This is a genomic window from Serratia sp. X3 (genome assembly GCF_014982455.1).
Taxonomy (GTDB): Bacteria; Pseudomonadota; Gammaproteobacteria; order Enterobacterales; family Enterobacteriaceae; genus Serratia; species Serratia ureilytica.
Genome location: NZ_JADCNB010000001.1, coordinates 737,273 through 759,739, shown reverse-complemented (window position 1 = coordinate 759,739; position 22,467 = coordinate 737,273). Strand labels below are relative to the sequence as shown.

The window sequence follows — 22,467 nt, the reverse complement described above, 5'->3', positions numbered from 1 at the left end:
GCTTACGGCACCTTTTCTTCCTGATGGCTCGGATAGGCGAAGGCGTAGTAACCCGCATCAGCGGCGGATTTTTTCACCATGCCGTTGAGAATCACGCCTTTGATCGCCACCCCATTCTGTTCGAAACGGCGCATGCTGGTTTCGATCTGCTTGACGGTGTTCACTTCAAAACGCACCACCAGCAGCGAGGTGCCGGCGTGATGACCGACGATCGCCGCATCCGTCACCGCCAGAATCGGCGGCGTATCGATCAGCACCAGATCGTAGTTTTGCCCGGCCCAGCGCAGGAAGTCGGCGAAGCGGCGATGCATCAGCAGTTCGGACGGATTCGGCGGCACCTGGCCGCGCGGCACGAAGTCCAGGTTGGCGATGGCGGTTTTTCGCACCGCCTGTTCCGCCATCACGTCGCCCACCAGCATGTCGGACAAACCGCGATGTCCATCCTCGGCCAGCCAGCGATGCAGAAAGCCTTTGCGCATATCCGCGTCGATCAGCAACACCCGCTGCCCGGCCTGCGCCACTACCACCGCCAGGTTGGTACTGGTGAAGCTCTTGCCGCTTTCCGGGCTGGCGCCGGAGACCATCAGAATATTGTTTTTGGCTTCCAGCATGGCGAAATGCAGGCTGGTGCGCAGGCTGCGGATTGCCTCCACCGACAGATCCGTCGGCTCGGCCACCGCCAGGATCGGCAGGCGCCGGCCGCCGGATTTGGGCAACAGATGACGCTGCTCGCGGTTGCGCTTCACCTGCCACGGCGACAGCGGCACGGTGGCGTAGACGTTGATGCCCCGCTTCTCCAGCGTATCGATATCATTGATGCCGCGGTGGAAGGCCGCACGCAACAGCACCACCGCGGCGGCGCCCCCGGCGCCCAGCAGCAGCGCCAACAGCACGATCAGCATCTTTTGCGGCTGGATCGGCCGAATGGCGGTTTCCGCTTCATCGATGATGCGCACGTTGCCTACCGTACCGGCCTTGCTAATGCTCAGCTCCTGCTGCTTGTTCATCAGCTGCATGTAAACCTGCTGATCCACCTGCACATCTCGGGTGAGACGCAGGATCTCCTGCTGCATTTTCGGCAGCGTCTGCACCTGTTTGCCCAGCCGCGCCTTTTCCGCTTCCAGCGTGGCGCGCTTTTCCAGCAGCGCCCGGTAAGCCGGGTGCGCACGGGTATAGAGTTTGGAGATCTCCGCTTCCTTGAAGGTCAGTTCATTGAGCTGCGCTTCGAGCTGCACCTGCGTGTCCAACACCGATTTGGCTTCCAGCGACAGATCCACCGAGTCGTTTTGCTGACGGAACTGATTGAGCTGGGTTTCGGCGTTGTTAAGCGAGGTTTGCGTTTGCGGCAGTTGCTCTTGCAGGAACGCCAGCATTCGCTGCGCCTCTTCCGTTTTGCGATCCACGTTCTGCTGCAGGTAGTTGTCGGTGATGTTCTTTAGCACCGCCTCGGCGCGCAGCGGATCTTCGCTCGGCAGCGTAAAGGTCATGATGCCGCTGTCTTTACCGCCCGGCACCACGTCAAGGTTTTTGCGCAGATCGTCTACCGCTTTTTGACGCGCGACTTTGACCACCGTGAAGCTGGCGCCCGGCGCCGCGTCCAGCGCCGAGACGGCCATGTTCCATCCGCCCTGCGCCACCGGCTGCCCGACCGCGCCGCTGAACAATTTGGCGCCGTCATGGCTCAGCTCGTAATGCTGCCCATCGCGCACCGTCAGCGTCAGCGCTTCGCCCTCCATTTCCGGCGGCGTCGTCAACGTGGTGATGTCCAGCACCGGCGCCTTTTCGCCGCTCAGTCGGGCAAAACCTTTACCGAATACCGGGAAATAGTCCGGCTCGACGCGCACCGTCAGACCAAGGGCATCCACCGTTTTACCGAGCACGTAGCGCGACTTGGCCAGCGTCACTTCATCCTGCGTCGCCGAATTCTGCCCCATAGAGCTGTCCAGCGTTTCGCGCAGCAGCGAGTCGCCGGACAGCTGTTTCTCCACCTGCACCACCGCCGTGGCCTGATACACCGGGGTCGCCAACAGGGCATAGGCGACACCCAGCGCGCCGGCCACGCCGGTCACGACGGCGATCCGCCAGCGGTTATCCCAAAGCGGCCCTACCAGACGCTCCCACTCCAGCTTTTCATCTTGTTCGGCCACCATCACGGACAGCGCATTGTTCTTCATCTTCTGTTCCTTATTCATCCTGCGGATTTACCAGTTGCGCACGCGCAAGGTAGCCTCGCTGAGATCGTTAAAGCTGCTGATGGTCGGCACCAGCTGGCTGATCAAACGGTTCCAGCGCGCGACCGGCGCCGCAGTGACGTACACGACGTCGTAAGGTTGCAGCTGAAATTCAGCGCCCATCGCCAGCGCGCTGGCGTCGGAAAGATCGAACTGATACAGCGTCGCCAGCCGCTGCGGCGTTTTGCCGCCGCTCGGCCGGATCACGAATACCCCGGTCGCATCCGCGACCGTCTGGCTGATCCCTTCGGAAGAGCCGAGGGCCTCGGTCAACGTCATGCCGCTGCGATCCATCTTCAGCGTCGCTTGCTTGCCCACTTCGCCCATCACGAACACTTTCAGTTCGTCATTGCGCGGGACGTAAAGGATGTCACCCGGCTGCAGCAACGCGTTCTGACTGATGTCGCCGCGCTGCATCAGCGCCTGCAGCGAGATAGCCCGATCCTTGCCCTGATGGGTCAACACCACGTTGCGCCAGTCGGCGTTCTCCGTCAGGCCGCCGGCGGCGTTGATCGCATCCAGAATGGTCAGCGGCACGTTGGTGATCGCCTGCTGGCCGGAGGTTTTCACCTCACCGGTCACATAAGCCTTCTGCGAACGGAAAGCGGCGATGCTGACATCCACCTGCGGACTTTCCACATACTGCGCCAGACGGCCGGCGATCAGGCTGCGCACTTCGGTGACGGTTTTGCCCACCACCGCCACTCGCCCGATATAGGGATAAAAAATCGTGCCATCGGCATGGACCCAGTTACCGGTGTCGCTGGCGCTGCGGTACTGCCCGGCCGGCGTAGTCAGCTCAGGGTGATCCCAGACGGTGACGTTCAACACGTCGCCGACGCCGATACGGTATTGATAGTTCTGCAGCCGCTGATCCAGCGCCGGGTTCGGCCGGGCGACCGGTTCTACGCGCCGCATTTTCTGCAGCAACATCGGCGACATGCGGTAGACCTGTACCTGATTATTCAAATCGAAACCGTCGTCTTGCTGCACGACGACGGCTTTTCCGCTGGTAGGTAAATGTGAGCCGGGAATCACCGTACACCCGCTCAACAGCACGGAGGTAAAGGCCAACGGCATCAAAAGAGGCAAATGAAAATTCATGGAAGTACCGTGATAAACGGGCTGCCGCCGCAGCCCGTAAGGGGATTAACGGCCGACGGTCGGATTATCGCTGAACACCGTCGCCTGACGGGGCTCGCGCAACAGGGCAAAATAGCCGCAAAAACAGAGCAGAAACGCCACCAGCATCAAACTCTCTTGCAGTTTCAGCACTTCGCTGCAGATGCCGATGCAGGCCAGCGTCACCGCCAGCATGGTGCTCATCGCCAGCGCCTGGCGCGCATTCAGTCCGCGACGCATCAGAATATGGTGCAAATGATCGCGCCCCGCTTTGAATGGGCTTTGGCGGCGCAGCAGGCGGCGCACCATCACCGTCACCATGTCCATCAGAGGAATGGCGATCAGCCACAGCGCGGTAACCGGGCGCATCACCGCCTGCGGTCCCTGGGTCGCCAGCAACACCAGCCACAGCACGCTGAAGCCGATCACCATGCTGCCGGCGTCCCCCATAAAGATCTTGCTGCGCGCACCGAACAGACTCAGGTTGAACAGCAGATAAGCCGCCAGAGCGGCGATCAGGCCCAGACACCACAGCGCCAGGTCTTCCCGGCCGCCCAGCCCGAACACGATGGCCAGCGCGACGAAGGTGACGCAGGACAAAGCGCCCAACTGCCCGTCGATGCCATCCACCATGTTGTAGGCATTGATCGCTCCCCATACCGCCAGCGGCGTGAGCAGCAACGCACCATAGCCGAGCATCACTTCCTGATGCCCCCAGACATAACCCAGCGAGGAGAGTTGCATCCCTGCCGCCAGCATCATCGCCAGCGCGATCCCTCCCTGCACCATGACGCGCGGCGCCACGGGCAGATCAAAGCGGTCATCCAGCACGCCCAACACCACCAGCGCCGTTATGCACAGCAGGTAGATCGTGCTTTCGGGCAGCCAGGCGGGTTGCCACAGCGTCATCAGCATCAGCGTCAGGTACACGGCGATGCCGCCGACCAGCGGAATATGCCCCAGATGTTGCTTGCGCGCATTGGGCTTATCCACTAACCCCACCACCAAGGCGGCGCGGCGGGCAATAAGCACCCACGCCACCGCCAGCACAAATATCACGCTCAGTTGATATAACATCGTTCCTCCAGCGAATAAGCACGCTACCGCCCTTGAGTTACAGCTCCCAATGCGCTATTAACAAAAACAAAATTGATCCGGCCAGGATATAAGTCAGCATGCACTAATCCTGAAAATGCAGATTTATCCGCTTGTCAGCGAAAATATCGAAATAACGTCAGCGTGCGATTAAGTTATCTATCAGAAAACTCATGTTTAATGGTTCTTTCGATTGCCAAATCAAGTTCGACCGGCGCCACGAAATTATTCTGCACATTGCTTTTAAATTGCGTTCTGGCGCAGAATTTCTGCACTCTGACGCGACTGATTGGGAATTTCTTGCGACTTATTTTACTCACGACATCCAATGCGGTTGCGCCGCATATTCCCAAGGCGTAAGGAATGCGAATCGTCTTATTTTCTCTGCCCAATGAAGAGGAAATAACGTCGACCAGCTGATTCATCGTAAAGTCCGGTTTATCGACATAGTTGCTGACCTGATAACTGGACTGCTGATCCAACGCATGCTCCAGCCGTGCAGCAATATTCTCGACGTAAGCCATCGACTTCATATTATTGCCGCTGCCAATCATCACGAAACGGCCGCTGGCGATCTGGCGGAACAGGTTATACACGTTGCCGCGGTTGCCTTCGCCGAACACCACCGTCGGACGGATGATGGTCAATTTATTTGCGGCGTCTGCCTTGCGCCAGGCCTCATAAACATATTCCGCCTCGAGCTTGGACTTGCCGTAATGGTTGAAAGGTTCGAAACGCCCTTCTTCGCCGGTTTCCTGCTTGACGAACCCGTAAACGGCGACCGAGGAGGTGAAAATGATTTGGCGGATATTCAATGCAGAGGCGGTCATGCAGACATGACGTGCGCCTTCGACATTGACCTGATAATAGAGCGAAATGGGATCGACATTGTCCTGATGCTCCGCCGCCAGATTAATGATGGCGTCACAACCCGCCAGCGGTCCTTGCAACGTCTGGGGTTGAGTCACATCGCCATACTGATAAAGGGATGGAAAATGTGCACTGGGTTGCTTATCGACGATGACCAATGTCAGATCATCGCGCTTACTGAGACGTTTCGCCAGGCGTGTTCCGATAAAACCGGAACCCCCGATAATAGCTACTTTACGCTTATCCATAATTTGTCACTCAGCAGGTTCTCATTATTCCCGTCACCCGATTGGGACAGGCGCTAATACGCGTTAGGTAATGAGTTCCAGACTGGACAAATCGAACCTGGCTTTCAAATAACAAATAATGAAATAAAAGATTTCATCAAATGTAAAATTATCGCTATAGATAAAACCTCATTCAGCGCTAATTTTTAACATCGTAAGCAACTTGATATTGCAAGGTTTTATTCGGCAATATGAGATTAATCCGACCTTTACCGGTGGAGGAAGAGGTCTCATATTTTACCGGCAATTTCAGCTGGCCTTGCTTAGGATCGACACATTCGATGGTGGCCTGATCCATGTTCTCTCCCTGGTACAGACAGAACAAAGTTTGCGGGCTGTTGGTATGGGGATTATTCAGCGTCAGCGTCAACACCACGCGCGTGTTGTTCTGAATATCATTGATCACCGGCGGACGGGTTTGGTTGCCCAGGACATATGAAAAATGTGAAATAACCAGTAACGAGGCGAACACCGTCAGGTATTTCACCACGCGACTGGCAGGCACGCTGAAAAAGCGGCGCACGGATACCGACTTCTTTTCATGTGCCGGATCTTGAGAGGAATCCATCGCCGCAACAGGCGCAGAAACGAGGGTCGATTTGCGCGGCTTAACTATTTTCTCGTCGTTGGCTACAGGCGATTCATTTTCACTTTCAGAAAGTTCCGCTTGAATATCAACGTCAATATCATCGTTTCCGTTTAATATATCATCATCGGCGTAGTCTTCATCTTCAGATATAAAGTGAAAAGCCGCTTGATTTTCCACCTTGTAACCCAAGCGTGGAATGGTTCTGATAAGCGTGTGTTCCGAATCGCTAATTTTCTGACGAATGGATTTAATTGTTTGATTTATCGTCGAATCTGAACAATAGGTTCCTTTCCAGATATTTTCTATAATTTCCGTTCGGGTAACCAGCTCGGGGGATCTGGCGACAAGCAGCGAAAGAATTTGATACTCCTTCCAACGCAGACGGAATTTCTCCCCGGCAGGAGTCAGAACATCGAGATTCCTAATCTTTATTCTTTTATCAAGATTCACTTTTAATTTCCTTAGCGTGCCTGTCCTGCACACTTTGTATAGAAATATCAAAAAATGTTCAAGAAATTAAATGTAAACTCAACAGGTTGCATTCATCGGATATTGGCTTTTATAAAAATTTTCTGATTTCATTTTTTACATTAAGCCTTATTCAGGATGTTCCGTTTATCCAAACGACTCTATTTCCCTGTTGGCAACATGGATTTCTTTCCTGGCTACCGTAAAATTCAAACTAGCACCTCTTTGATTTAGAAAGAAAAAACTAACGGCGTTGCTTGATTGTTAATCGAATGAAATTGTGAAATTTCATTCCGCGCCCTGAATTCATTCTGTTTTTCCACCTAATCTGAACGTCAGATAGACTACAAAAAGACGGAAAAAACAGAATGAGAGTTATCTGATTTAACTCCGGCTTTCATTCCATCCAACGGGCGCAGCATCTAAGACAAAACCCTATTGCTGATTTTATAATACGCACATCAATTAGGTATTCTCCTAAGCAATTTCATTTAAACGCTGGAAAAAGCATTAATTGTTTAATAGTAAGAACACGCTCAACAAAACGAAAAAACCGCGTGAATAATATAAACCTTTTGTGAGAAAGGATTCATACATTGAGAGATATAACTATAAAAAAAGAAAAAAACGGCAAGCGGGGGTGAGAATTTTACCTAAAGGCAGAAAATTTCACTGAGGAGGAGAAGAGAGAACTTTCGGTATGAACGAAATATCCCTCCCCTGTCGGGAGGGATAGAGAAAGTCGTTTGACACTCAGGCTTTTTTCTTGCGGCCATACACCGCCCAGGTGATCACGACGCACAAAATGTAAAACACCAGGAACACTTTCATCGCGCCCGCAGGTGAACCGGTCAGCGCCAGTGAGGTGCCAAAGGCCTGCGGAATGAAGAAGCCGCCGGCGGCGCCAATCGCCGAGATAAAGCCCAACGCGGCGGCGGAATCGGTTACCGCCTCACGCTGCGCGCTTTCATCGCTGCCGCCGGCCGCTTTAACGCGATCGACGGTAATTTTGCGGAAAATAACGGCGATCATTTGGAAAGTCGATCCGCTACCCAGCCCCGCAGTGAGGAACAGCACCATAAAGATACCGTAGAAGGCGATGAACGACCCGCCCTCGCCCGCACTCGGCAAGGTCAGGAACAACAGCGCGGCAAAAACGGCCATGACCACAAAGTTGATCAACGTTACCCGCACACCGCCGAAACGGTCAGACAACGCGCCGCCGACCGGCCGCGCCAGCGCCCCCAGGAACGGCCCGAAAAACGCGTAATGCAGGATCACCACGTCGGGGAATTGCGTCTTCGACAGCATGGCGAAGCCGGCGGAGAAACCGATGAAAGATCCAAAGGTCGCGAGATACAGCAGGCTCAGCATCCACAGATGCCCACGCTTGAGCACCGGCAGTTGCTGACGCAGCGATGCCTTGGCCGCCGCCAGATCGTTCATGCCGAACCAGGCCGCCAACGTGCCGACCAGCAGGAACGGCACCCAGATCCAGGCAGCGTTTTCCAGCCACAGCTGGCCCCCCTCCACCTGGTTTTGCGCCGTGCCGCCAAACAGGCCGAACAGGCTGAAGGAAATCGCCAGCGGCGCGACCAGCTGCATGACGCTGACGCCCAGATTGCCCAACCCGCCGTTGAGCCCCAACGCCCCGCCCTGACGCGCTTTCGGGAAGAAGAAGCTGATGTTGGCCATGCTGGAGGCAAAGTTGGCGCCGGCGAAACCGCACAGCAGGGAAATAATGACGAACACGCTGTACGGCGTACTGCTGTCCTGCACCGCAAACCCGAGCCACAGGCAGGGCACCAGCAGGAAACAGGTGCTGATGGCGGTCCAGCGACGGCCGCCAAACAGCGGGATCACGAAGGAATACGGTACGCGCAAAATGGCGCCCGAGACCGACGGCAGCGCCGTCAGAAGAAACAGCTGGTCGGTGGTAAAATTGAAGCCGACCTTGTTCAGGTTAACCGCAACGGCGCTGAACAGCATCCAGACGCAGAAGGCCAGCAGCAGACAGGGAATGGAAATCCACAGGTTGCGGGTGGCGATGCGCTGGCCACGCTGCTGCCAAAAAGCGCTGTCTTCAGGGCGCCAGTCCTGAATCAGCGTACCGGTTTTCTTTGATGAAGGCGTTGCAAGTTGCGACATAAAAACCTCAGACACGGGGGATCATTCCGCACACCCTAGGGGGCGGCCCCGACGGCAAAGTTGATGTATATCAACCCGCATGCAAGTAGTTGGCGGCGGAAATGGCGCCCTCATCCCCTTAGGGGTACGCCCTAACCAAAAATTAAATCTATTTAAATCAACAAACTAATCACTATCACTTTTGTTTTCTTGCCGTCTCAACGCCCCCCTGGAAACTAATGGGTACTTCATTCGAGGTATGGGGTTATGCGCAGGGATAATCAAAAATACGGCTGAATCGTGACTTGTTTAGCCCCATCGCCGCCTTCGCCCCTGAGCTTCAGCGGCGCCAAACGCCAGGAATCCGCACTTATGAAACGCCTGTTGGCCCCGCTTTCGATCGTGAATCAGGTCGCCCTGCTGATGTTGCTGTCGGGCATGCTGGGCGTGGCCGGCATGGGGATTTCCGCCTGGATGTCGCAAAGCATTCAGGGCAACGCGCACGCCATCAACAAGGCCGGCTCGCTGCGCATGCAAAGCTACCGGCTGCTGGCGCAGGTGCCGCTGGATGAACGGCACGAAGCGCTGATCCGGGAACTGGAGCGCGACGAAAACAGCCCCGACCTGCAGCGTTCGGTGGAGCAGGAAGGGTTGACGCAGCCTTTCAACGCCCTGCGCGACTATTGGCAACAGACGCTGCAACCTCGCCTGCGCAGCGCGCAGCAGCCGGCCGACGCCTCGCCCCAGGTCGCGCACTTCGTGCGGTTGTTGGATAAGCTGGTGTCGGATATCGACAGGCAAACCGAACGCCGCCTGCTGATGGTGACGCTGGTGCAGGCCGGTTTTATCGCGCTGACGCTGCTGCTGTTGATCGGCACCACCTACTACCTGCGGCGCCGGTTGCTGCATCCCTGGCGGCAACTGGTGGAGATGGCCTTGGCGGTAGGCCGCGGCGATTTTAGCCGCCGCTTTGCGCAGCGCGGCCATCAGGATGAAATGGCGTCGCTCGGCGGCGCGTTGAACACCATGTCCGACGAGCTGTCGGCCACCTACAGCGGGCTGGAGCAGCGCGTGGCCGAGAAGACCGCCGACCTGCAGCAGAAAAATCAGGTGCTGAGCTTCCTCTATCGCGCCAGCCGCCAGCTGCACGCCAACGAGCCGCTGTGCAGTCGCCTGACGCCGCTGCTCAACCAATTGCAAACCCTGACGCCGCTGCGCGCCATTCAGGTACGGCTGTATGAAAACGACAGCCGGGAACCGCTGCTGCAGCTGAGCGGCAACCAACCGCTAAGGCCGGAGCATTGCCATAACCCGGTGTGCAGCGCCTGCCTGAACGACAGTGACCGCCAGCATCCCAACAATCCGTCGCTGAGCTGGAGCCTGAGCGACAAGCTCGGCGACTACGGCGTGATCGTAGCGCAACATGCGCCGCAGCAACCGCTGAACGATGAACATCGCCAACTGATCAATACCCTGGTGGAACAGCTGACCAGCGTGCTGGCCATCGAACGTCAGGTCGACCACCAGCAGCAGCTGATGCTGATGGAGGAGCGGGCGGCGATCGCCCGCGAGCTGCACGACTCCATCGCCCAATCGCTCTCGTGCCTGAAAATGCAGATCGCCTGTCTGCAGATGCAGGGGGAAACGCTCTCTTCCGCCAGCCAGGCGCTGGTGCAACAGATGCGTGAAGAGCTGAACGGCGCTTATCGCCAACTGCGCGAACTGCTGACCACCTTCCGGCTGCAGTTGACCGAACCGGGTCTGCTGGCGGCGCTGCAATCGACGGTGGCGGAGTTCAACCCCAAACTGGGCCTGACCATCAGCCTCGATTATCAGCTGGGGCCGCGCACGGTGCCGGCCTATCAGGCCATACACCTGCTGCAGATCGCCCGCGAGGCGCTCAGCAACATCCTTAAGCATGCCGCTGCCAGCGAGGTAAGCATTCAGGTCATCAATAAACGCGGCGAAGTGACCCTGAGCGTATGCGACAACGGACGCGGCCTGCCGGCCGAGACCTCTCGCCCCGACCATTACGGCTTGATCATCATGCGCGATCGCGCCAAGAGCCTGCACGGCCGCTGCGACATTTTACCGCGCAGCGGCGGCGGCACCGAGGTGCGGGTCAGCTTCACGCCGGATAACCACGCCATCGACTAACGGAGACATCATGACGACAGAAACCGCCGCCACCATCTTACTGATTGACGACCACCCCATGCTGCGCAACGGCGTAAAACAGCTGATCGGCATGGACGCTCGCCTGCAGGTCATCGCCGAGGCCAGCAACGGTGAACAAGGGGTCGCGCTGGCGGAGCAGCACGATCCGGATCTGATCCTGCTCGACCTGAACATGCCCGGCATCAACGGGCTGGAAACGCTGGATCGCCTGCGCCAGACCGACCTGTCGGGGCGCATCGTGGTATTCAGCGTATCCAACCATGAAGACGACGTCGTCAGCGCGCTCAAGCGCGGCGCCGACGGCTATCTGCTGAAAGACATGGAGCCGGAGGATCTGCTGAAGGCGCTGCATCAGGCGGCGGCCGGACAGATGGTGCTCAGCGAAACGCTGACGCCGATCCTCGCCGCCAGCCTGCGGGAAAACCGCCCAAGCGCCGAGCGCGATATTCAGCAACTGACGCCGCGCGAACGGGATATCCTGAAGCTGATCGCCCAGGGGCTGCCGAACAAGCTTATCGCCCGCCGCCTGACCATCACTGAAAGCACCGTCAAGGTACACGTCAAACACCTGCTGAAAAAGATGAAGCTTAAATCCCGCGTCGAGGCCGCCGTGTGGGTGCTGCAGGGTAAAAACGGTTAATCGTCGCCGTACAGCGGCCCGGTTTGCGCCGGGATCGGCGGCGGCGTCAGGGTTTGGATCGGCAGCTGATCCGCTTCATCACCGGCGGTCGCCGTCAGCGGCGGCGCCACTTTCAGTTCTATCCAGTTGGACGTCACGCGCTGCTGTTTGTCGTCCTCCAGCGTGACCGACAGCCGATAGCTGTTGGCGGCGCCCGGGGTGTCATCCCACGGCGGCACGATCGCCGTCCAGCCCTGCGGGTCGTTGGCATTGTGCGGCGGCGTCAGGCTCAGCGCCTGCGTATCCCCCTGCCAGCTGACGTGAGAAATCCCGTGCAACGCCTTGATTTCCAACACCAGCGGCACGGTTTCCCCCGCCTGCAGGCTCCACGGCGGTGTGGCCAGGAACACCTGCAGCGTCTTGCGCTGGCGGAACTCCAGCACCGGCACGTTTTTACGTTCGACAGGATCGTAGCGGCTGCCGCGCAGCGACTTGGCCTGCGCCACATACTCCGGCGAAATCTGCTTGACCAGCGGCACCCCGAGCCGGTAGCTCAGCGCCAATTCCACCTGATCCTGGCTCTGCCCGCCCGCACCAATCTTATGCAACGCCTTCATCGTCACCAGCGGCACCGGGGTATAGTTGAGCCCCAGCTGCATCGCGCGCGGATCGTTCTGTTTTTTGCCGCTGCCGAACAGATCGACATTCTCGCCCAGGTACTGTTCATAGCTGAGCGAACCGCCGATTTGGCGATAGAACGGCAAATAGCCCTGCGTCGTGATGTCGTAACCGCGCGCCGGACGGCTGAAAAATACGCCATCGCCGGGCTGTTGCGACAGCGCCGACAGCGGATAGTAATAGTTGGTGGAGAAACGCAGGTAGTCCCCCCAGGCTTCCGCCCCCACGCTGCCGCGATTGCGTTGCCGGGCGAAATCGCTGTCGAGCGCCGTGTTGTAACCCAGCAGCCAGTCACCGGCGATCCAGCGTTGCCCCAGTGCGACATTGCCGAGCGCCCCAGCGCTTTGCTGCAGCCAGCCGATTTGGCTGTAGGTCAACAACCCGTCGACGTCGTACAACGGACTGAAGAGCTGGCCGTTGCTGCCGGTAAAATCGCCCTCACCGTTCATCTTCAGCGACAGCCGGGCGGTTCCCAACGGAGACAACAGTTCTTGCGCCTGTTGCTGCAGCGCGTCGGTCGCCTGGCCCAGCAAATAATCTTCAGCGCGGCTGCGCATCTGCTGACGTGAAACGTTGTTCAGATCTTTTTCGCCGAGCTGTTTGGCCATCTCGGCCCACTGCTTCTCGCGTGCGGCGTCGTCGGGCGCACCGCCCAGTTCGGGCAAGTTCGCCGCCGGATCTGCGCCGGCCTGTTCGGAAGAGATAACGCTGTCCGGCGCCGGTGGGGATTCGGCACACGCGGGCGCCGCGCCGGCCAGCCACACCAGCGGCCCGGCCAGCCACGCCGTCTGGCGTCGGCGCCAGGATCGTTTTTTAGTCTTGATGAGTACTGCCTGAATGACGTCTTTCATGACACCGTTGGCTTCCCTCCTTCCTGGAGCACGCCAACCCACTGCTTTGCCGCCGCCATTCCCGCGACAGCGCTGAAAAACCTCACGCCCCCAGCCCGGCGGGGGCGCCTATATCCTCATAGCCTAACGGCTTGACGAGCAGAAACAATAGGATAAACCCCAATCACGCCTGAGTGACGCCGTCACCGAATGCCGTTTACTGCCCCATTCCGGTCGCCCGCTGAATTCACGCCATTTTAGCGCCGATTTTGCCGATAAAAAGCGCAGCGGCCACTGCTGCGCGCCACCGCGCAGGGCATTGTATACCCCTGCAATACGCAGCTTGGCGATGCGAACGCCTGCGCATTCCTCACAACCAACTGCGTTTTCTCCTGATGAAATCAGCATTTTGCCGTTATTTTAGCCGTCTGTTTTACGCCTGACGGAGTCTGGATGTTGCTTTCTTTACTGTGGCACGCGCTGTTTTTCACCGCGCTGCTGTCGGCGGGCCTGATTGCCTTCGCGCTCATCACGTGGCTGGAACGCGTGGAGGGCGTCAACGGCCGCCCGCAGAGGTTGCGCCTTCAGGGGCCCCTGCTGACGGCCCTGGGGCTGGCGTTGACGACGCTGCCCCTGAGCCTGGCGGCAGCGCCTCGATGGGGGTTAGCGCCGGCCACAGCGATCCTGATCGCCCTGGCCTGGCTGGACTGGCGCCACCGGTGGCTGCCGGATCGACTGACTCAGCCGCTGCTGTGGGGCGGGCTGCTGTGCAATCTTGACGCTCGCTGGGCGCCGCTGGAAGACGCCGTGCTGGGTGCCATCGCCGGTTACGGCGCGTTATGGCTGCTCAATGCGCTCTACCGGCTGACGCGGCGGCGTAACGGCATCGGCCAGGGCGATTTCAAACTGCTGGCGGCGCTGGGCGCCTGGCTCGGCTGGACGATGTTGCCGCTGCTGGTCTTTCTGGCGGCGGCGTTCGGATTGGGCGTCGCGTTGGCACGTGGCCTGCACAACCGCCGTGCCTGGCGAACGCCGCAACCGTTCGGTATCGGGTTAGCGGCGGCCGGCTGGCTATGCCTGCTGACCGGTCCCGGTTCACCTGGCCCGCAGTGGAATTTCATTTATTTCACAGCATCAACCCCATATGAAATCGAGGCAGAACGCGGTTCTGCGCGTTTCGCACCGTTTTTACCCAGCCTCGCCGACGGCCATTTTTCCGCTGCCGGCAAGGGATGATAACCCGGTGAAATTTTGCCTATTTCACCAAAACTCACTGTGTCCCTTTAGACCCCGGTGTTATGTTCCCCAGCTGGATCACGCCATGGAGCATCCCATGCAAAACCCGGTCAGGCCACTCGCCGCCCTTCCCGACAGCGAACAGGCGCATTCTTCCGTGCAATGGCTGCTGCTGGGCGCCGTCGCCATCACAGGCGTTTGGTTCGCCCCCTATTTATCGTTGGTGATTTGCAGCGGCTTGATCGCCGCCTTTATGCTGCTGCGCCAGCAACCCGATCGCGTGCTGAGTCTCACCGCCTTCCTGCTGCTGACCGTGATATCCGCGGTGCCGCTGGCGACGAAGAACCTCGAGCCGGTGATGAACGACAAGGTGAACTACTACCTTGAGATGCAGCAGTACAGCGGCTACGGCCTGATGGACTGGCTGGCGCAGTTTTCCGGCACCGACTTTGTCTCGCACCTGTTGTTTAAACTGACTGCCATCTGGTTTGGCGTCGGTAATGGCGCATTCGCCGCCTTCTTCCTTATCAGCTTTTCGCTGCTGGCGCTGGGCGTTTACCGCCTGTCGCGCACTTACTTTGCCGTGATCCTGTTTTTGTTCTGCTGCCAGTACAATTTCCAGGGGCTGTACGGCAACCTGTTGCGGCAGGGGCTGGCGCTCTCTTTCCTGGTGCTGGCCGTGTCGGAACAGCACCGCGGCCGCATGCTGCTCTGGATCGTGATGGCGTCCTTCAGCCATTTTTCCGCTTTCCTGTTTCTGCCCTATCTGCTGCTGCCCGCGCGCTGGCGCACCGTGGGCACCCTGCCGGTGCTGGCGCTGTTCGCCGCCTGTTACCTCGGCGGCGCGGTGCTGATGCCTAAACTGATCGCCGTCGTCGGCAACGACTTTGTGGCCTCGCGCGCCGAAGCCTACGTCAGCGGCGACTTCGGTAATAACCCGGTGCGCAAAATCCAAATCACGCTGCTGTACGTCGGCGTGGTGGAGGCGCTGTATCAATTCGCCCGCTACAAGTTCCGCACGCCATCGCCTCAGTTTGTACAAGCCGCCTATGCCGTGCGCCTGATGTTCCTTTATAACTGCGCGGTGTTCTTCGCCACCATCAGCTTTGAAGAGGTGGCCAACCGCTATTCATTCAACATGATGATCTTCGTGCTGATCTTTATGGTGATGGTATGCGGCAATCTGAAAGACGCGGTAAGCCGGGTGCTGCTAACGTTGCTATGCTTCTCGCTGGGCATCGCGTCCTATCTGTATATCAACCAGGTCGGCGTGCAGCAGTTTTGGTACGGCGATCTGCAGGCGCTGGTGACCGACAGCCTGCCGACAATCCTCAATAAGCTGAATCTCGCCGGCACGCCGTGGTGAGCTCGCCGCGTTAACACCGGCCAGGCCCCCTCTTCTCTCGGCGGCGAGGGGGCATTTTTCGTTCACGGCTGCGTTTTATTCACCCGATCCAGATACAGCATGCTGTTGGCGATATCCACCCGGGCATCTTCAACATTGTCCCGTAATGCCACCAGCGTTTGCCCCTGCAGCGCCAGCACATAAGGCGAACTAGCCTGCAGTTGCCGTTGCAGCGCGGCGTAACGTGCGCTGCGCGCTGCGCTGTCGCCTTCCGCAGCCGCCGCACGCGTTTCCGCGCTGATGGCGGGAATGCTCCACTGGGTGCGCCAGGCCAGGGTCTTCGGCCCGCCCGGCACATTGTAGGCAAAGGCGCTGGCGTTGGTGTTCGGATCCAGATAGTCGGCGCCCCAATAGGTGAAGATCGCCTGGAAATCGCGGCCGCGCATCTTGCCCCACAGGTCGCTCTCCACCACCGGATGAATGTCCAGCCGCAGCCCAGCCTGCGCAAAGCTGGCCTGCAGCGCCTGCGCGATGTCGGTATACGGCGGCTGGTTGATGACGATCAGGCTGATGCTTGTGCCCTCAGCGATGCCGGCATCGCGCAGGATCTGTTTGGCCTTGTCCACATCGAGCTTAAACGGCCGCTCGTTGAGCGCACCGTCCAATCCCTGCGGCAAGAAGGCCTGATGCACGCGATATTGCCCTTTCAGCAACCGTTCGGCGATGCTCTGATAATCCACCAGCCAGCGCGCCGCCTGCCACAGCGCCGGATTGCCCAGCGCCGGGTTGTCTTTGCTGCCGGTATTGAAACCGAGGTAATACACCTTGGGCGCATCGGCTTGCTCAATGTGCACGCCCGGCGCCTTGCGCAGCGAGTCGAACTGGTCGGCGCCCAGATCGTAGGCCACGTCGGCATCCCCCTTCAGCAACAGTAAACGGCGGGTGCCGGCGTCGCTGACGTTCTTGAATAACACCGTTTTCAACCGGGCCGGCGACGGCGCGTAGTCGTTGCGGCCAAACAGCAGCGCCTCATGCGGCACATAGTTATTCACCCGATACGGGCCGCCGCCGGCCGAATGGTTGCGCAACCAGGCGTTCCCAAAGTCCCCCTGCTGCGCGTGTTCGCTCAACAGCTTCTCATCCACGATCGAAGCCACGTTCGCCGTCAGCAGCCGCAGCGCCAGCTCGCTGCCGATGTTGGCCGACCAACTGAGCTGCACCTGGTTATCCCCGATCTTCTTCAGCTGCTGCTCGACGTTATCCGGCGTCCAGCCAAACTCGGCGAGAATAAAGGACGGCGCCTTGTTCAGCTTCACCGCACGCACCAGTGAGTAAATCACGTCCTCGGGACGCAGCGGATTGCCGGAGGCGAAACGTTGTTGCGGCTTCAGGGTAAAGGTCAGACTGCGCCCATCGGCGCCCGTTTGCCAACGGGCGGCGGCGTCCGGCGCCAACTTTTGCGGCGCACCGCGATCCGGCGCCACCAGGCGCTGATAGAGATTGACCAGATTGGCCGAGCTGACGGTTTCAAAGCTCTCCGCCGGATCGAGGCTGATGATGCCCTCCAGCGAACTGACCACCACCAGGGTATCCGGCGGGGTGGCGGCCTGGGCGCCGAAAGCGGTCGCCAGCGCGCCATACAATAAGGTTGGGATTAACCGTTTCATCGATACACTCTCCACAATCACGCGGTTGCGTTGTTTTGCGAGTGTAGGGGGTAAGAATTAACAGAAGAACGACGATAAATTGCTTTATTTATTACCAAGATGGATATGCCCGCCGCGTTGGCGGGCACAGGTTTAAATGATGATACGGCCGTGCGCCATCGCTACCGCGCGATCGCACATGTGATCGATGACGTCCGCATCGTGGCTGACCAGCACCAGAGTCAGATCGCCCGCCTGCTTCAGCTCGTTGAGCAGGTTGAGGATCTCCGCCTGTACCGACATATCCAACGCCGAGGTCGGCTCATCCAGCAGCAGCAGCTTCGGCCGCAACAGCAAGGCGCGCACGATCGCCACGCGCTGCCGTTGGCCGCCCGACAGTTGGTGCGGATAGCGATCCAGCAGGCGCGGATCCAATCCTACCTGGCGAAAGCCCGCGCTGATTTTGCGTTCGATGTCGCTTTCCTGCAGCAGGTTGAGCGGTTCCGACAACGTGCGCAACAGCCGGTGCTTGGGGTGAAGCGAAGCATAAGGATCCTGAAACACCATCTGCACTTCACGCCGCAGTTCGCCGGTAAACGCCTGCCCCGGCTGCAGCCGCCGCCCGAGCAGTTCAAAACCGCCGCGCCAGCTGTCGTTCAGCCCGGCCAATACCCACAGCAGCGAGGACTTGCCGCAGCCGGAAGGCCCCACCAGGCCGAAGCACTCGCCCGGTTCGATACGCAGGTTAACGTCGTGCACCACGGTGCGCTGTTCATAGCCCTGGCGATGGCTGACGCTGAGGTTCTCCAGTGCAATCACGCTCATTTCAATGTCTCCAGCAACGCGCGATCCAGCACCGGCAGCGGCTTGCCGCGCGTCTCGCGGCTCGGCCGACACGCCCACAGCGTGCGGGTATAGGGGTGCGTGGCCTGCGCCAGCTCTGCTGCCGGCAGCTGATCCAACAGCTCGCCTTTGTACATCACCAGTACCCGCTCGCAGTGGTGCGCCACCTGCTGCAGATCGTGGCTGATCAGGATCAGCCCCATATTACGTTGCGCCACCAGATTTTCTATCAGCTGCAGCACCTGATCGCGCATCTGGTGATCCAGCGCCGAGGTGGGTTCGTCGGCAATCAGCAGCTGCGGATCGTTGATCAGGGCGATGGCCAGCATCACCCGCTGCCCCATCCCGCCGGAGAGCTGATGCGGATAGCGGCGACACAGCGCCACCGGATCGGGCAAGCCCACCGCCGCCAGCATCTCCAGCACTTTCTCACGCCGCTCGGCGCGGCTCAGCTTGGCATGCAACACCAGCGGCTCCTCCACCTGACGGCCTATCGGCTGATTGGGATTCAACGCATGCTTGGGATCTTGCATCACCATCGCCACCCGGTCGCCGCGCAGGCGGCTCCACTGGCGCTCGCTCAGGCGCGTCAAGTCTTCGTCGCCCAGCGTCAGGCGCTGCGCCCGCAGCTGCAACGGCAGCGGCAATAGCCCCATCAACGCACGCGCGGTCAACGATTTGCCGGAGCCGGACTCACCGACCAGCGCCAACCGCTCCCGCCCCATGCAGAACGAAATATTCTTCACCAGCGCCGCCGGCTGCGGCCCCGGCACGCCGATCGCCAAACGTTCAACGGTCAATAAGGTGTTATCAGTGCCCATGACGAGGATCCATTTTATCGCGCAGGCCATCGCCCAGCAGGTTAAAAGCCAGGCTGGCGAACAGGATCGCCCCGCCCGGTGCGGCGGCGACCCACCATTGATCGAAAATCACTTTACTGCCTTCGGCCACCATCGAGCCCCATTCGGCGGTCGGCGGCGCGACGCCCATGCCGAGAAACCCGAGGCCGGCGGCGGACAGGATGATGCCACCCAGGCTCAGCGCCGCGCGCACCACCGCGCTTGGCAGGCATAAAGGTAAAATGTGGCCGACCATCAGCCGCAGCCCGTTGATGCCCTGCATGCGCGCCGCCGCCAGATAATCGCTGCGGCGCAGCGCCAGCGTTTCGGCCCGCGCCTGGCGGGCAAAGGCCGGCCAGCTGGTCAGTGCCAGCGCCAGCGCGCCGTTCATCAGCCCCGGCCCCATCACCGCCACGAACGCCAGCGCGATCACCAGGCTCGGCAACGACAGGAAAATATCGGTCAGACGCATCAAAATGCGTTCTGCCCAGCCGCCGAGATAACCGGCGCAGATGCCCACCAGCAGACCGATAGGAATGGTCAGCACCAGAATCAGCGACACCAGAATCAGCGTCGGCCGCGCGCCGTAAATCACGCGGGAGAGCAAGTCGCGGCCGAAACCGTCGGTGCCCAACCAATGCGTGGCGGAAGGCGGCAGCAGCCGCAGCTCGATATGCTGCAAATTGGGATCGAAAGGCGCCAGCCACGGGGCCAGCAGTGCGGTGACGATCAGGATCGCCACCAGCGCCGCGCCGAGCGTCAGCGTGGTCAGCCGCTGACCGGTGCGATAGCCGACGGCCGGCTCGCTTTGCGGTTCGTGTTCAGAGAGATATTGGCTCATCGGGTTCGCGGATCCACTAGATAGGTCAAGGCATCGGCCAGGGTATTCAACAGCACGAAACAGGTGCCGATCAGCAGCGTGGCGCCGAGGATCGCCGGGGTGTCGGCGGCAAACAGCGCCGAGGTCAGATAGCGCCCGACGCCGGGCCAGGCGAACACCGTTTCGGTCAATACCGCGCCCTCCAGCAGGCTGGCATAGGAGAGAGACAGTACGGTGATCAGCGTCCCCAGCACGTTGGGAAACACGTGGCGCAGCAGAATGCGCAGGCGGCCGGCGCCTTTGGAGCGCGCCAGCGTCACGTATTCCTTGTTGCACTCTTCCAGCATCGCCGCGCGCAGCAGCCGGGTGATGCCCGCCATCGACAGCAGCGCCAGCGCCACGACCGGCAGCCACAGGTGGCTGATGGCGTTGTAGAACATCTCGCGATCGCCGGACAGCCAGCTGTCAATCAACACGAAACCCGTACGCGGCTCCATGCTGTACAAGTAAATGTCATCCAGGCGCCCCGGCCCCGCCGACCAGTGCAGCGTGGCGTAGAACAGCAGCAGCCCCAGCAGGCTCAACCAGAAAATCGGCACCGAATAACCCACCAGCGACAGCAACCGCGCCGCATTATCCAGCCAGCTCCCCGGTTTGAGCACCGCCAGAAACGCCAGCGTAATGCCGCCTAACGCGCCGAGAATAATGGCGCAGGTGGCCAGTTCCACCGTCGCCGGGAAGGTACGCAACAGATCGCTCAGCACCGGCTGGGCGGTAATGCGCGAAATGCCCAGATCGCCGTGCGCCAGGTGCACCAGATAGCGCCAAAATTGCACCGGCAGCGGCTGATCCAGCCCCAGGTCATGACGCACCTGCGCATAGGTGGCTTCGCTGGCGTGATCGCCCGCCACCTGCAGCGCCGGATCGATCGGCGCCAGGTGCGACAGCATAAAGGTGAACAGCAGCAGGCCGAGCAGCGTTAACGCCAGCGACAGCACGCCGCCGAGCAGCCGCCCGCCCCAGCGCCAATACCGCCGGGCTAGCCCGGCGGAGGCGGAGAGTTCAGCGGCCATTACTTGCTGACCTTGCTGTAGAACACCATGTCAGGGTTGATGCCCTGCACATAGCCCTTGAGGTTGTCACGCACCGCGATCAGGCTGCGCGCCTGCAGGCCGATGACAAACGGCGAGCTTTGCTGCACCTGTTTTTGCAGTTGCTGATAGTCGGCCACCCGTTTGGCGGTGTCGTTTTCCGCTGTGGCGGCCAGCGTCAACTTGCTCAGCGCCGGGATCTGCCAGTTGGCTCGCCAGGCCAGCGTCTTGCTGCCGTCCTCCGGGTTGTAGGCAAAGGCGGCCGCGTTGGTGTTGGGATCGAAGTAATCCGGCCCCCAGGAGGTCAGCGTCGCATCGTAGTTAAGCGCTTTCACCTTGGTGGAGACCTGCGAGCTGATGCCCGGCACCAGTTCGACCTTCACGCCGCCCTGAGCAAAACTGGCCTGCAGCGCCTGGGCGATATCCAGGTACGGCGGCTGGTTGTTGACGTCCAGACGGAAACTGACGTTGCTCAGCCCCGCCTTGGCCAGTATTTCTTTGGCTTTCTGCGGATTGAAGCTGTATGGCTGCTCCTTGAGCGCCCCCAGATAACCGTCCGGCAGGAATGCCTGATGGCTCTGGAACTGCCCTTTCAGCAGATCGTCGGCGATGCCTTGGTAATCGAACAGCCAGCGCGCCGCCTCCCAAAACGCCGGGTTGCCGAGCGCCGGCGACGCCTTGGCGTTGAACTGCAGGAAATAAAGCGAGGCGTAAGGAATGGCCAACGGTTTGACGCCCGCCTTGCCCTTCAGGGCCGCCATCTGGTCCGCCCCCAGGTTGCGGGCGATATCGGCATCGCCCTGCTCGATCAGCAAACGGCGCGCGGCCGGATCGGGCACGTTTTTGATCAGGATGGTTTTCAACGTCGGCGCCCCTTCCGGCGAGCCGGGGTTCGCGTCCAACACCACCACTTCGTGCGGCACGTAGGTGCGGATTTTGTAAGGGCCGCTGCCGGCGGAGTGGCTGTTCAGCCATTGGTGCCCCAGATCGTCGCCCTGCTGGTGCGCCAGCGCCTCTTTGGCGTCGACGATCGAGGATACCGGTGCCGACAGCAGGCTGAGCACGAAGGCCGGGCTGACGTTTTCATCCCAGCTGATTTTTACCGTATGGTCATCCACCTTGGTCAGGTGTTGATCCACGTTCTTCGCGTTCCAGCCCAGCTGCGTCAGGATAAACGACGGTTCGAGATTGAGTTTCACCACCCGTGAAAGCGAAAAGATCACGTCCTCCGGCCGCAGCGGGTTGCCGCTGGCGAATTTGGCGTCCGGGCGCAGGCTGAAGGTCAGGCTGCGGTTATCGGCGCCGGCCTGCCAACGGCTGGCCAGGGTCGGTTTGAGATCGACGGGATTGTGCGGATCGGGCTGGATCAGACGTTGATACAGGCTGTTGAACGACTGCACCGTGGTTAACTCAAATCCCTGAGCCGGGTCAAAGCTGACCACGTCATCGATAGACTGCGCGATCACCAACGTGTTGGCCGGCGTCGCCGCCTGTACGTCAACGCTGGCCGCCACGGCCAAAAACAGCAAAGAAGGAACGAGCGCTTTCATCTG

The 22,467-nt window shown here is 59.7% G+C and carries 17 protein-coding genes; 4 read left to right on the top strand and 13 right to left on the bottom strand.

Annotated elements, in window-relative coordinates; translation table 11 throughout:
- Window positions 1-2: 2 nt before the first annotated feature.
- From IMX17_RS03560 to IMX17_RS03535, 6 genes are all read right to left on the bottom strand, one after another.
- Window positions 3-2,174, bottom strand: a complete 2,172-nt coding sequence (locus IMX17_RS03560; protein ID WP_046896625.1) for a polysaccharide biosynthesis tyrosine autokinase — start codon at window positions 2,172-2,174, stop codon at window positions 3-5.
- 27 nt (window positions 2,175-2,201) lie between these two features.
- The gene (locus IMX17_RS03555; protein WP_089191921.1) at window positions 2,202-3,335 is read right to left on the bottom strand and encodes a polysaccharide export protein; all 1,134 of its coding nucleotides are present in this window, start codon (window positions 3,333-3,335) and stop codon (window positions 2,202-2,204) included.
- Window positions 3,336-3,380: 45 nt separating this feature from the next.
- Window positions 3,381-4,430 carry a UDP-N-acetylglucosamine--undecaprenyl-phosphate N-acetylglucosaminephosphotransferase gene (gene wecA / locus IMX17_RS03550; protein WP_033643441.1) on the bottom strand — a complete coding sequence of 350 codons (1,050 nt, stop codon included), beginning with the start codon at window positions 4,428-4,430 and terminating at the stop codon, window positions 3,381-3,383.
- A 173-nt stretch (window positions 4,431-4,603) separates the two neighbouring features.
- Window positions 4,604-5,566 (bottom strand): NAD(P)-dependent oxidoreductase, encoded by a 963-nt coding sequence (locus tag IMX17_RS03545; protein ID WP_046896623.1) that lies wholly within the window; start codon window positions 5,564-5,566, stop codon window positions 4,604-4,606.
- A gap of 178 nt (window positions 5,567-5,744) precedes the next feature.
- Window positions 5,745-6,644, bottom strand: a complete 900-nt coding sequence (locus IMX17_RS03540) for a transcriptional regulator (protein WP_046896622.1) — start codon at window positions 6,642-6,644, stop codon at window positions 5,745-5,747.
- 771 nt (window positions 6,645-7,415) lie between these two features.
- Complete coding sequence (locus IMX17_RS03535) at window positions 7,416-8,810, bottom strand: NarK family nitrate/nitrite MFS transporter (protein ID WP_182264281.1); 1,395 nt, start codon at window positions 8,808-8,810, stop codon at window positions 7,416-7,418.
- 351 nt (window positions 8,811-9,161) lie between these two features.
- On the opposite strand from IMX17_RS03535, the gene narX reads away from it, so the two are divergent.
- Both narX and narL read left to right on the top strand, forming a co-directional pair.
- On the top strand, window positions 9,162-10,946 hold the full coding sequence (gene narX / locus IMX17_RS03530) for a nitrate/nitrite two-component system sensor histidine kinase NarX (RefSeq protein ID WP_046896620.1): 1,785 nt from the start codon (window positions 9,162-9,164) through the stop codon (window positions 10,944-10,946).
- A 10-nt stretch (window positions 10,947-10,956) separates the two neighbouring features.
- Window positions 10,957-11,607, top strand: coding sequence for a two-component system response regulator NarL (narL, locus tag IMX17_RS03525; protein ID WP_033643446.1), 651 nt, complete (start codon window positions 10,957-10,959; stop codon window positions 11,605-11,607).
- Here the strand turns inward: narL and IMX17_RS03520 are convergent.
- Window positions 11,604-13,115, bottom strand: a complete 1,512-nt coding sequence (locus tag IMX17_RS03520; protein WP_193549336.1) for a YchO/YchP family invasin — start codon at window positions 13,113-13,115, stop codon at window positions 11,604-11,606. The two genes, narL and IMX17_RS03520, sit on opposite strands and share 4 nt — an antisense overlap.
- Window positions 13,116-13,547: 432 nt before the next feature.
- On the opposite strand from IMX17_RS03520, the gene IMX17_RS03515 reads away from it, so the two are divergent.
- Window positions 13,548-14,330: an A24 family peptidase gene (locus IMX17_RS03515; RefSeq protein ID WP_193549335.1), complete on the top strand. Its 783-nt coding sequence runs from the start codon at window positions 13,548-13,550 to the stop codon at window positions 14,328-14,330.
- Between the two features lie 97 nt (window positions 14,331-14,427).
- Window positions 14,428-15,696, top strand: a complete 1,269-nt coding sequence (locus tag IMX17_RS03510; RefSeq protein ID WP_193549334.1) for an EpsG family protein — start codon at window positions 14,428-14,430, stop codon at window positions 15,694-15,696.
- A 62-nt stretch (window positions 15,697-15,758) separates the two neighbouring features.
- Here IMX17_RS03510 and IMX17_RS03505 read toward each other — a convergent pair whose 3' ends face one another.
- The 6 genes from IMX17_RS03505 to IMX17_RS03480 all read right to left on the bottom strand — a co-directional run bounded on the left by IMX17_RS03505 (window position 15,759) and on the right by IMX17_RS03480 (window position 22,464).
- Window positions 15,759-17,342, bottom strand: coding sequence for an ABC transporter substrate-binding protein (locus IMX17_RS03505; protein ID WP_193549333.1), 1,584 nt, complete (start codon window positions 17,340-17,342; stop codon window positions 15,759-15,761).
- Window positions 17,343-17,474: 132 nt separating this feature from the next.
- Window positions 17,475-18,146, bottom strand: coding sequence for an ABC transporter ATP-binding protein (locus tag IMX17_RS03500; RefSeq protein WP_046896616.1), 672 nt, complete (start codon window positions 18,144-18,146; stop codon window positions 17,475-17,477).
- Entirely contained in the window at window positions 18,143-18,985 is an 843-nt protein-coding gene (locus IMX17_RS03495; RefSeq protein WP_193549332.1) for an ABC transporter ATP-binding protein, read from the bottom strand. The genes IMX17_RS03500 and IMX17_RS03495 overlap by 4 nt, the downstream gene beginning before the upstream one ends.
- Window positions 18,975-19,844 carry an ABC transporter permease gene (locus IMX17_RS03490; protein ID WP_046687287.1) on the bottom strand — a complete coding sequence of 290 codons (870 nt, stop codon included), beginning with the start codon at window positions 19,842-19,844 and terminating at the stop codon, window positions 18,975-18,977. The genes IMX17_RS03495 and IMX17_RS03490 overlap by 11 nt, the downstream gene beginning before the upstream one ends.
- Window positions 19,841-20,896, bottom strand: coding sequence for an ABC transporter permease (locus IMX17_RS03485; protein ID WP_033650886.1), 1,056 nt, complete (start codon window positions 20,894-20,896; stop codon window positions 19,841-19,843). Before IMX17_RS03485 ends, IMX17_RS03490 begins: the two co-directional genes overlap by 4 nt.
- Entirely contained in the window at window positions 20,896-22,464 is a 1,569-nt protein-coding gene (locus IMX17_RS03480; protein WP_193549331.1) for an ABC transporter substrate-binding protein, read from the bottom strand. Before IMX17_RS03480 ends, IMX17_RS03485 begins: the two co-directional genes overlap by 1 nt.
- Window positions 22,465-22,467: the final 3 nt, after the last annotated feature.

Coding starts and splice junctions, on each gene's coding strand:
- IMX17_RS03520 (WP_193549336.1), bottom strand. CDS start 13,115: ATGAAAGACGTCATTCAGGCAGTACTCATCAAGACTAAAAAACGATCC.
- IMX17_RS03545 (WP_046896623.1), bottom strand. CDS start 5,566: ATGGATAAGCGTAAAGTAGCTATTATCGGGGGTTCCGGTTTTATCGGA.
- IMX17_RS03560 (WP_046896625.1), bottom strand. CDS start 2,174: ATGAAGAACAATGCGCTGTCCGTGATGGTGGCCGAACAAGATGAAAAG.
- IMX17_RS03505 (WP_193549333.1), bottom strand. CDS start 17,342: ATGAAACGGTTAATCCCAACCTTATTGTATGGCGCGCTGGCGACCGCT.
- IMX17_RS03480 (WP_193549331.1), bottom strand. CDS start 22,464: ATGAAAGCGCTCGTTCCTTCTTTGCTGTTTTTGGCCGTGGCGGCCAGC.
- narX (WP_046896620.1), top strand. CDS start 9,162: ATGAAACGCCTGTTGGCCCCGCTTTCGATCGTGAATCAGGTCGCCCTG.
- IMX17_RS03555 (WP_089191921.1), bottom strand. CDS start 3,335: ATGAATTTTCATTTGCCTCTTTTGATGCCGTTGGCCTTTACCTCCGTG.
- narL (WP_033643446.1), top strand. CDS start 10,957: ATGACGACAGAAACCGCCGCCACCATCTTACTGATTGACGACCACCCC.
- IMX17_RS03510 (WP_193549334.1), top strand. CDS start 14,428: ATGCAAAACCCGGTCAGGCCACTCGCCGCCCTTCCCGACAGCGAACAG.
- IMX17_RS03495 (WP_193549332.1), bottom strand. CDS start 18,985: ATGGGCACTGATAACACCTTATTGACCGTTGAACGTTTGGCGATCGGC.
- IMX17_RS03485 (WP_033650886.1), bottom strand. CDS start 20,896: ATGGCCGCTGAACTCTCCGCCTCCGCCGGGCTAGCCCGGCGGTATTGG.
- IMX17_RS03490 (WP_046687287.1), bottom strand. CDS start 19,844: ATGAGCCAATATCTCTCTGAACACGAACCGCAAAGCGAGCCGGCCGTC.
- wecA (WP_033643441.1), bottom strand. CDS start 4,430: ATGTTATATCAACTGAGCGTGATATTTGTGCTGGCGGTGGCGTGGGTG.
- IMX17_RS03515 (WP_193549335.1), top strand. CDS start 13,548: ATGTTGCTTTCTTTACTGTGGCACGCGCTGTTTTTCACCGCGCTGCTG.
- IMX17_RS03535 (WP_182264281.1), bottom strand. CDS start 8,810: ATGTCGCAACTTGCAACGCCTTCATCAAAGAAAACCGGTACGCTGATT.
- IMX17_RS03500 (WP_046896616.1), bottom strand. CDS start 18,146: ATGAGCGTGATTGCACTGGAGAACCTCAGCGTCAGCCATCGCCAGGGC.